Source organism: Methylobacterium sp. J-067, assembly GCF_022829465.1.
GTDB classification, from domain to species: Bacteria; Pseudomonadota; Alphaproteobacteria; order Rhizobiales; family Beijerinckiaceae; genus Methylobacterium; species Methylobacterium litchii.
In genome coordinates, this window is record NZ_JAKSXZ010000110.1 from 77,830 (window position 1) to 86,908 (window position 9,079).

Below are 9,079 nucleotides of genomic sequence, written 5' to 3' on the forward strand. Positions count from 1 at the left end.
ACGGAGCGCCCGCGCGCGCTCACCGATACGAAAGAGGACATTGCCGCCATGCGGGTCTATTACGATCGCGACGCCGACCTGAACCTGATCAAGGGCAAGAAGGTCGCCATCGTCGGCTACGGCAGCCAGGGCCATGCCCACGCGCTCAACCTGCGCGATTCGGGCGTGAAGGACATCGTCATCGCCCTGCGCGAGGGCTCCGCCACCGCCAAGAAGGCCGAGCACGAAGGCTTCAAGGTCCTGTCGGTCGCCGAGGCCGCCAAGTGGGCCGACGTGGTGATGATGCTCACCCCGGACGAGCTGCAGGGCGACATCTACCGTGAGTCGCTGGCCGGCAACATGAAGCAGGGCGCCGCGCTCCTCTTCGCCCACGGTCTGAACGTGCACTTCAACCTGATCGAGCCGCGCGCCGATCTGGACGTGCTGATGGTCGCCCCGAAGGGCCCCGGCCACACTGTGCGCTCCGAGTACCTGCGCGGCGGCGGCGTGCCGACCCTGATCGCCATCGCCCAGGACGCCTCGGGCAACGCTCACGACCTCGGCCTGTCCTACGCTTCCGCCAATGGCGGCGGCCGCGCCGGCATCATCGAGACCACCTTCAAGGAAGAGTGCGAGACCGATCTGTTCGGCGAGCAGGCCGTGCTCTGCGGCGGCCTCGTGGAGCTGATCAAGGCCGGCTTCGAGACCCTGGTCGAGGCGGGCTACGCCCCGGAGATGGCCTATTTCGAGTGCCTGCACGAGGTGAAGCTGATCGTCGACCTCATCTACGAGGGCGGCATCGCCAACATGAACTACTCGATCTCCAACACGGCCGAGTACGGTGAGTACGTCACCGGCCCGCGGATCATAACGCCCGAGACCAAGGCCGAGATGAAGCGCGTGCTGAACGACATCCAGTCGGGCACCTTCACCCGCAACTGGATGCTGGAGAACAAGGTCAATCAGACCTCGTTCAAGGCCACCCGCGCCAAGCTCGCCGCCCACCCGATCGAGGAAGTCGGCACCAAGCTGCGCGGCATGATGCCGTGGATCTCCGAGAAGGCGCTGGTCGATAAGACCCGCAACTGATCGTCCCCGCCGTGAGGCAACGGGGCCGGCTCCAGAGATGGGGTCGGCCCTTTTCTTTGCGCGCCGCCTCTGGAATGAACGGCTCCAACGACAAGTCAGGGAGGAGCCTATGGACACATTGTACGGTGACGCGCACCGCGCCCTTCAGGACGATTTCGGCACGACGAAGCTCGCCGACTTCCTCGACAAGCACCACGTCCACCGCGCCATCGATGAGCAGGACCGCGCCTTCATCGAATCGCGCGACATGTTCTTTCTCTCGACCGTGGACGAGCAGGGCAACCCGACCGTCTCCTACAAGGGTGGCCCGACCGGCGTTGTAACCGTGGTCGGCGATACGACGCTCGCCTTCCCCGGCTACGACGGTAACGGGATGTTCCTGTCGATGGGCAACATCGTCGGCCAGGGGAAGGTCGGGATGCTGTTCATCGATTTCGAGACGCCGCACCGCCTGCGCGTCCAGGGCACCGCGCGGATCGTGAGGGACGACCCGCTCCAGAGCAGCTACCCGGAGGCGCAGTACATCGTGCGCGTCGAGGTCGAGACACTGTGGGTGAACTGCCCCCGCTACATCCACCGCTACACGAAGATCGAGCAGAGCCGCTACGTGCCGAAGGACGGCACGGAGACGCCGCTGGCCCAGTGGAAGCGCCTGGACTTCGTGCAGCCCGTCATCGCGGACGAGGATCGGGCGCGGGTCGCCGCCGAGGGCGAACTCGATCTCGGGGCCTACGGCGAACTCGTCGCGCGCGGGCGGGGCTAGCCCGGTTCAGGGTCTCTTGCGGGCCACGATGAAGACCCGCGGGAAGGCGAGGAGACGTCTGCCGTCCGCCCGCGGGGCATAGGCCGCATCGATCTTCGCCTCGTAAGCCGCGAGGAAGCCGGCGCGCTGGTCTGCGTCGAGGGGATCGAGGAAAGGGCGCAGCCCCGTGGCGCTCACCCAGGAGACGATGGCCGCCGCATCGGCCATGCGGTGGTGATAGGCGGTGCGCCAGATATCGACCTCGGCGGCCAGCGGCGCGAGAAGGTCGTAATAGCCGGCGGGCTCCAGCATCCGGCCGAGGCGACCCGCCACGGCCGGGTCCCCGATGGCGGCGGCCCAGGAGCCGGCGGCCGCGACCTCGCGCATCAGGCGGTGGGTCGGCTCCGAGAGGTTGTCGGGCATCTGCACGGCGAGCACCCCGCCCGGCGCCAGGAGGCCGAACAGGCGCGGCAGCAGGGTCGGGTGATCCGGCAGCCATTGCAGCACGGCGTTGGCGTAGATCAGGTCCGGCGCCCGCTCCGGCTCCCAGGTCGCGGCGTCGGCGAGGCCGAAGCGCAGATGCGGCAGGCGCGCCTGCGCGCTGTCGAGCATGGCGGGGGAGGTGTCGAGCCCGACGATCTCGGCCTCCGGATACCGGGCGGCGATGAGGGTCGTCGAGTTGCCCGGCCCGCAGCCGAGGTCGAAGGCGAGTGCCGGCCTCTCGAGGGGCACACGGGCCAGAAGGTCCGCCGCCGGGCGGGTCCGCTCGTCCTCGAAGCGGGTGTAGAGGGCGGGGTTCCAATCGGCCATGCGGGCTCCGCTCTCGCGCGTCAGCGGCAGCCGAGTTGGTCGGCGAGGTCCGCCAGATCGGACGCCGCGTAGGTCACGGGTACGCTCGGGCCGGTTTCGCCGCCGGCCGGCCCATGCTCCGAGGGCCGGGCGATGTGGGCGGTGGAGAGCCCGTGGCTCGCCGCCGCCGCGAGGTCGCTCGAATGGGCGGCGACCATCATCGTTTCTTCCGACGTGAAGCCGAAGGCGGCCACCGCGTCCCGGTAGAGGGCGGGCTTCGGCTTGTAGTCGCGGGAATAGCCGGCGCCGAGAATCGCGTCGAAGACGAGGCCGTTGCGGCGGGCGAGGTCCACCATCAGCCGCACCGGGCCGTTCGAGTTCGGCGCCAGCATGAAGCGCTCGCGCAGCCGGGCCAGGGCGGCGGGCACTTCGGGCCATGCATCGAGCTTATGCCACGCCTGGACCAGTTCCGCCCGCGCCGCGTCGGACACGTCCGCGATGCCGAAGTGCGCCAGCACGTCGGGGAGCGATTCGGCGTGCAGCGTGTCGAGATCGACGAAGGGGCGGGCGCCCGACCGGACGGTCTCCATCGAGGGCTGGTAGCGCCCCCGCCACGCATCGGCGAAGGCGCCGGCATTGAGGTCCGGGGCCTGTGCGGAGAGGACACGACGCGCCTCCCGCGCGACGCCGGAGCGCCAATCGACCAGCGTCCCGAAGACGTCGAAGACCAGCGCCCGGATCGTCATCCCCGCTTCCTCCGCACGAACCCGACGATGTCCTTCACCGCATCTAGGGTCTCCTGGGCGATGGCCTCGGCCCGCTCGGCGCCATCGGCGAGAACGGCTTCGATATGGCCGGGATCGGCTGACAAGCGGCGCATCTCGGCGGCGATGGGCGCAAGGCTCGACACGGCGAGGTCGGCCAGCGCCGGCTTGAACGCCGAGAACTGGGCGCCGCCGTGCTCGCGCAGCACGTCCTCGCGGGTCGTGCCGGCGAGCGCCGCGTAGATGCCGACGAGGTTGTCTGCCTCCGGCCGCTCCTTCAGCCCCGCCACCTCGGAGGGGAGGGCTTCGGGATCGGTCTTCGCCCGGCGGATCTTCTGGGCGATGGCGTCCGAATCGTCCGTGAGGTTGATGCGCGAATTGTCCGAGGGGTCGGACTTCGACATCTTCTTGGTGCCGTCGCGCAGGGACATGACCCGGGCCGCCGGGCCGCCGATGATCGGCTCGGTGATCGGGAAGAATCCTTCCCCATGGCCCTGCGCCGTGATCGACGCGCCGAAATCGGTGTTGAACTTCTGCGCGATGTCGCGGGTCAGTTCGAGGTGCTGCTTCTGGTCCTCGCCCACGGGCACATGGGTGGCGCGGTAGGCGAGGATGTCGGCGGCCATCAGCACGGGATAGTCGTAGAGGCCGATGGAGGCGTTCTCCCGATCCTTGCCCGCCTTCTCCTTGAACTGGGTCATGCGGTTCAGCCAGCCGAGGCGGGCGACGCAATTAAACACCCAGGCGAGTTCGGCGTGCTGCGGCACCTGGCTCTGGTTGAAGACGATGGAGCGCTTCGGGTCGATGCCGGCGGCGATGAAGGCGGCAGTGACTTCGCGGATCTGGCCGCGCAGGGCTTCCGGGTCCTGCCAGACGGTGATCGCGTGCATGTCGACGACGCAGTACAGGCACTGCGCCTCCCGCGCCTGCATCTCCACGAAGCGCCGGATGGCACCGAGATAATTGCCGAGATGGAGGTTGCCGGTCGGCTGGACGCCGGAGAACACCAATTCCTTGAACGCGGCCATCGGCGCCGATCCTGAGAGTGAAGGGCCGGGTCTCACGGGGTCACGTCTCGCCAGCCGGGCGCCGGTTAGTGGAACCTCGCCGCCGAAGGGTCAAGCGGAGGCGACGCTCAGGGTTCGCGCATCTCCACGAGAGCGCTCGGGCAAAGGTCCACCAGGGGGCAGCGTCCGCAGGCGGGGCGGCTGTAGTGGCACACCTGCTGCCCGTGCATCATCAGGATCTCGTGGTTGTCGTAGAGGTCCTGCGCCGACCAGTCGGCAGGCAGTTGCGCGAGCAGCAGGACATGCGCCGGCGCGAGGCCGACGCGCGGCCCGATCAGCCCGAGGCGCTGGGCGACGCGGTGGTGGTGGCTGTCCACCGGCAGCGCCCGCATCCGCAGGGACGAGAAGGCGAGCACGGCGGCGCTGGTTTTCGGCCCGATGCCGGGGAATTGCTCCAGCCAGCGCCGCGCCTCCTCCGGGGGAAGGTCCGCCAGGAAATCGAGGCTCAGACGCCCGGCGCGGGCGTCGATGGCCGTGAGGATCTCGCGGATGCGCGGTGCCTTCAGCTCCGGCCACGTCACCCCGGCGATGGCTTCCTCGATGGCGGAGGGTTCGGCGTGCATCACCTCCTCCCAGGTCGGGAAGCGGGCGCGCAGGCTCTTGAAGGCCTTGCCGGAGGCGGCATTGCGCGTCCGGTGCGAGAGCAGCGCCGAGATCAACTCGGACAGTGGCTCCTTCTCGCTGAAGTACGGGATCGGGCATTTGTACACGGCGCAGAGCCGGGCATGCACCACGAGCGCGAGATCGCCCGCCCCGTCGCTCTCGGCGGCGGACACGACCTTGGGGGGCGAATGATCGTTCGCGGCGAGCATAACCGGCAAATCACCGGCAGCTTGGCCACGTTCCCGCCCGGCATCGGCGGCGGCAAAATGTCCATCGGCGAGCGGCTGGGCCGCCCGCGCAGAGAGGAACCCGCTCACGGACGTCACTTCAGCAGGGCGTAGATGTTGACGTCGAGGGTGTCGTCCGCGCCGTCCTTAAGGTCGGTCACGTATTCCTCCACGAACTTGTCCTGCACCACGATGTCCTTGGCATCGAGGTAGGCGGTCAGGGTCTCGTAGGTGCTATCGATGCCCTCGTAGGAGCCCCGGTGGGCGAAGCGCAGAGCCTTGCCGGAAGGCGTCGTGCCGAAGCGCAGCCCGTCCTCGGAAGCCGGCGGCGTGGCCGGCGCGGTGGCGACGGGGATCATCGCCTCGAAGTCGAAGCCGGCATCCTCCGTCTTGGTGAAGACGGCGATGGGACGTCCGGCCGGCTTGATCCCGGCCTTGGCGAGATCGGCCTCGATCTGTGCGAAGGCCTTCTGCAGGCTCGGGACGGCCTCTTCCCAGGTGGCCTTGCCGGAGAGGATGGCGGCGGGCTTCGCCGGCAGCGTCACCTCATCGACGTCGCCCGCTTCGGCGGGCTTGGCGACGAGGGGCGGGCGCGACGGATCGGCGGGCTGCGCCGCTTGGCCGGCGGGGGGCGGGACGATGGCCTGTTCCGGTGCCGGGGCGGCGCTCTTGTTTGGATCGGCCGGCGGGTTCGGCGCGGTGGTCGTCGGCAGCGGGTTGGTTTGCGCGGGGGAGGGGGGCTGCTGCGCCGCAAGGGGCATGGCGGTGGCCAGCCCTGCGGCGAGGGCGCAGAGCGCGGGGACGAGACGACGGCAACGGGTCACGCGGGTGGCTCCCATCGGCGGCGGCGACTCGGGGTCTCGCGGCGGCCGGGTGTTAACGTAATTCGGTTCCGCCGGTGCCGCGAGGCCGTCCGTCACGGGGCCGAACCGGTGCGGCGGATCTGCAACGCTGCGGCGCACTCGCGCTCGGGCGCCGGGTTTGCCATAAGCGCGCGAACCCCTCCGGCAGATCCTTCCGTATGAGTGCACTCGCCCATCGCCGTTTCTTGAAGATGCACGGCGCCGGCAACGCCATCGTGGTGCTCGACCTGCGCGGCACGGCCGTGGGCGTCTCGGCGGCCGAAGCGCGGGCCATTTCGGCCGATCCGGGCTCGTCCTTCGATCAATTGATGGTGTTGCACGATCCCGTGAGTCCGGGGACTGACGCGTTCATGCGCATCTACAACACGGACGGATCGGAATCCGGCGCCTGCGGAAACGGCACCCGCTGCGTCGCCTACGCGATGCTGGACGACCCGGCCATGGCCCGGCCTGCCGAGGGCAGCCGCCTGCTTCTGGAGACCAGCGCCGGCCGGGTCGGCGTGCGGCGCAATTCGGAGCGGTCCTTCACCGTCGACATGGGCCGCCCGCACCTCGCCTGGGACGAGATCCCACTGGCCGAGCCCTTCCCGGATACCCGCCGCATCGAGTTGCAGGTCGGGCCCATCGACAACCCGGTGCTGCACTCGCCGGGGGTCGTGAACATGGGCAACCCCCACGCGGTGTTCTTCGTGGAGACGGACCCGGACGGGTACGATCTTGGCCGAATCGGGCCGCTTCTGGAGAATCATCCGGTCTTCCCCGAGCGGGCCAACATCTCGGTCGCTCAGGTGCTGGACCGGGAGGCGATCAAGCTGCGGGTGTGGGAGCGTGGCGCGGGCCTGACGCTCGCCTGCGGCACGGCGGCCTGCGCGACCGTGGTGGCGGCCTCGCGCCTTAGGATGATCGGCCGGCAGGCCACAGTAAGCCTGCCCGGTGGCGACCTCTTCGTGGAGTGGCGGGCCGACGACCATGTGCTGATGACCGGCCCGGTCGCCCTCGTCGCGGAAGGCACCTTCGCGCCGGAGCTGTTCGCCGGGATCGATTGTTGAGCGTCGAGACCCTGTCCTTCGGCTGCCGGCTCAACATCGTCGAGACGGAGGCCATGCGCCGCCTCGCCGCTCGTGACGGGCGCCCGCGACTCGTGGTGAACACCTGCGCGGTGACGCAGGAAGCCGGAAAGCAGGCGCGCAAGGCGATCCGCCGCGCCGCCCGCGCCCATCCCGAGGCCGAGATCGTCGTGACCGGCTGCGGCGCCGAGGTCGAGACCGAGGCCTACCGCGCCATGCCCGAAATCGGGCGGTTGATCGGCAATGCGGAGAAACTGAACCCGTCCGCCTGGGCCGGCGCGGCGCGGGGTCCGGGGGCGGTGATGGAAGCCCTCACCGCCGAGCGCGCGAACGTTTCGGCAATGGCGGGGCATACCCGCACCTTCGTGCCCGTGCAGAACGGTTGTGATCACCGCTGCACCTTCTGCGTCATCCCGTTCGGACGGGGGCGCTCCCGCTCCGTGCCGGCGGGCGCGGTGGTGGAGCAGGTGGCCCGTACCGTGGAGGCCGGCGGGCGCGAGGTGGTGCTCACGGGGGTCGATCTCACCGCCTATGGCCGCGATCTCGACGAGGGCGTGTCCCTCGGCGGGCTGGTGCTGCGGATCCTCGCGGAGGTCCCGGACCTCGCGCGGCTGCGGCTGTCGTCGATCGATTCCGTGGAAGCCGACGACGCCCTGCTCGATGCCATCGGCGGGCAGCCTCGGCTGATGCCGCATCTGCACTTGTCGTTGCAGGCCGGCGACGACCTCATCCTCAAACGCATGAAGCGCCGCCATTCCCGCCAGGACGCGATCCGCTTCTGCGCGCAGGCCCGCGCCGCCCGGCCCGGCCTCGTCTTCGGCGTCGATCTGATCGCGGGCTTCCCCACCGAGACCGAAGCACAGTTCGGCCAGACCCTCGCCCTGGTCGAGGAATGCGGCCTGACGCATCTACACGTCTTTCCCTATTCGCCCCGCCCCGACACCCCGGCCGCGCGGATGCCCCCGGTGGCGCCGGAGGCGATCCGCGACCGCGCGGCGCGTCTGCGGGAGGCGGGCGATGCCGCCCGCGCCCTGCATCTGGCGCTACAAGTGGGGAAGACGCTGACGGTGCTGGCCGAGCGCGGCGGCACCGGCCGGGCGGAGGATTTCTCGACCGTGCTCCTCGGCGAGGGCATCGCGCCGGGCACGATCCGCGACGTCCGCATCGCCGGCCATGACGGGACGCGGCTGATCGCGGAACCTCAGCCGGTCGCGCCGCAGGCCGACAGGGCCGCCTCCATATGCACCGGAGCCGGTGCCTGAACGACGATGGGCTCACGCTTCGGGTAGAGCGGCAGCGACAGGGCGCGGGCGTGGAGGTGCAGGGCGCTCCCGCGTGGCGCGCCGCCGTAGATCGGGTCCCCGAAGATCGGCCAACCCGATTCGGCGCAGTGGACGCGCAATTGGTGCGTTCGCCCTGTCACCGGCTTGAGTTCGAGCCATGTCCGACCCTCGGCCCGGCCGAGGACGCGCCAATGGGTCAGGGCCGTATCGCCCGCCGGGTCGGCTTTCATCCACCACGAACGCGGATCGGAGGAGCGGCGGGCCAGCGGCATGTCGATGCTGCCGGCCTCCTCGGTCGGGCCGCCGGAGACGATGGCCCAATAGGTCTTCTCGGCCTGATTGCCGGAAAAGAGCTTGCCGAGGCGGGCCAAAGCCTTGGCGTGACGGCCGAGTGCGAGGCAACCGGACGTGTCCCGGTCGAGGCGGTGCGCCGCCTCCGGCCGGCGGGGCAGGCCGAAGCGGAGCGCGTCGAGATGATCGGTCAGCGTCTCGCCGCCACGGGGGCCGGGATGGACCGGAAGTCCCGCAGGCTTGTCGATGACGAGCACCAGGGCATCGCGATACAGGAGGCGCGCGCCTATGTCGGTTGTATGAGGCATCGGATTC

Annotated in this window: 10 protein-coding genes; 4 read left to right on the forward strand and 6 right to left on the reverse strand. The window is 69.8% G+C overall.

Annotated elements, in window-relative coordinates; all coding sequences use genetic code 11:
• The first annotated feature begins 48 nt into the window (after positions 1–48).
• Together ilvC and MKK52_RS15430 are read left to right on the forward strand one after the other, a co-directional pair.
• Positions 49–1,068 carry a ketol-acid reductoisomerase gene (gene ilvC, locus MKK52_RS15425; protein WP_243955280.1) on the forward strand — a complete coding sequence of 340 codons (1,020 nt, stop codon included), beginning with the start codon at positions 49–51 and terminating at the stop codon, positions 1,066–1,068.
• A gap of 109 nt (positions 1,069–1,177) precedes the next feature.
• Positions 1,178–1,831: a pyridoxamine 5'-phosphate oxidase family protein gene (locus MKK52_RS15430; protein ID WP_243955282.1), complete on the forward strand. Its 654-nt coding sequence runs from the start codon at positions 1,178–1,180 to the stop codon at positions 1,829–1,831.
• Positions 1,832–1,837: 6 nt separating this feature from the next.
• On the opposite strand, the gene tam is transcribed toward MKK52_RS15430, so the two are convergent.
• From tam to MKK52_RS15455, 5 genes are all read right to left on the reverse strand, one after another.
• The gene (gene tam / locus MKK52_RS15435) at positions 1,838–2,620 is read right to left on the reverse strand and encodes a trans-aconitate 2-methyltransferase (protein WP_243955284.1); all 783 of its coding nucleotides are present in this window, start codon (positions 2,618–2,620) and stop codon (positions 1,838–1,840) included.
• 20 nt (positions 2,621–2,640) lie between these two features.
• Complete coding sequence (locus tag MKK52_RS15440; RefSeq protein WP_243955286.1) at positions 2,641–3,345, reverse strand: haloacid dehalogenase type II; 705 nt, start codon at positions 3,343–3,345, stop codon at positions 2,641–2,643.
• Positions 3,342–4,391 (reverse strand): tryptophan--tRNA ligase, encoded by a 1,050-nt coding sequence (gene trpS, locus MKK52_RS15445; RefSeq protein ID WP_243955288.1) that lies wholly within the window; start codon positions 4,389–4,391, stop codon positions 3,342–3,344. The genes MKK52_RS15440 and trpS overlap by 4 nt, the downstream gene beginning before the upstream one ends.
• A gap of 107 nt (positions 4,392–4,498) precedes the next feature.
• Positions 4,499–5,242: an endonuclease III domain-containing protein gene (nth, locus tag MKK52_RS15450; RefSeq protein ID WP_243955849.1), complete on the reverse strand. Its 744-nt coding sequence runs from the start codon at positions 5,240–5,242 to the stop codon at positions 4,499–4,501.
• Between the two features lie 113 nt (positions 5,243–5,355).
• Positions 5,356–6,084 carry a GyrI-like domain-containing protein gene (locus MKK52_RS15455; protein ID WP_409564679.1) on the reverse strand — a complete coding sequence of 243 codons (729 nt, stop codon included), beginning with the start codon at positions 6,082–6,084 and terminating at the stop codon, positions 5,356–5,358.
• 197 nt (positions 6,085–6,281) lie between these two features.
• Here MKK52_RS15455 and dapF point away from each other — a divergent pair, with 197 nt between their 5' ends.
• Together dapF and mtaB are read left to right on the forward strand one after the other, a co-directional pair.
• Positions 6,282–7,172, forward strand: a complete 891-nt coding sequence (gene dapF, locus MKK52_RS15460; protein ID WP_243955290.1) for a diaminopimelate epimerase — start codon at positions 6,282–6,284, stop codon at positions 7,170–7,172.
• Positions 7,169–8,452, forward strand: a complete 1,284-nt coding sequence (mtaB, locus tag MKK52_RS15465; RefSeq protein ID WP_243955292.1) for a tRNA (N(6)-L-threonylcarbamoyladenosine(37)-C(2))-methylthiotransferase MtaB — start codon at positions 7,169–7,171, stop codon at positions 8,450–8,452. The genes dapF and mtaB overlap by 4 nt, the downstream gene beginning before the upstream one ends.
• Here the strand turns inward: mtaB and MKK52_RS15470 are convergent.
• Entirely contained in the window at positions 8,392–9,072 is a 681-nt protein-coding gene (locus MKK52_RS15470) for an RluA family pseudouridine synthase (protein ID WP_243955294.1), read from the reverse strand. The two genes, mtaB and MKK52_RS15470, sit on opposite strands and share 61 nt — an antisense overlap.
• Positions 9,073–9,079 lie beyond the last annotated feature (7 nt).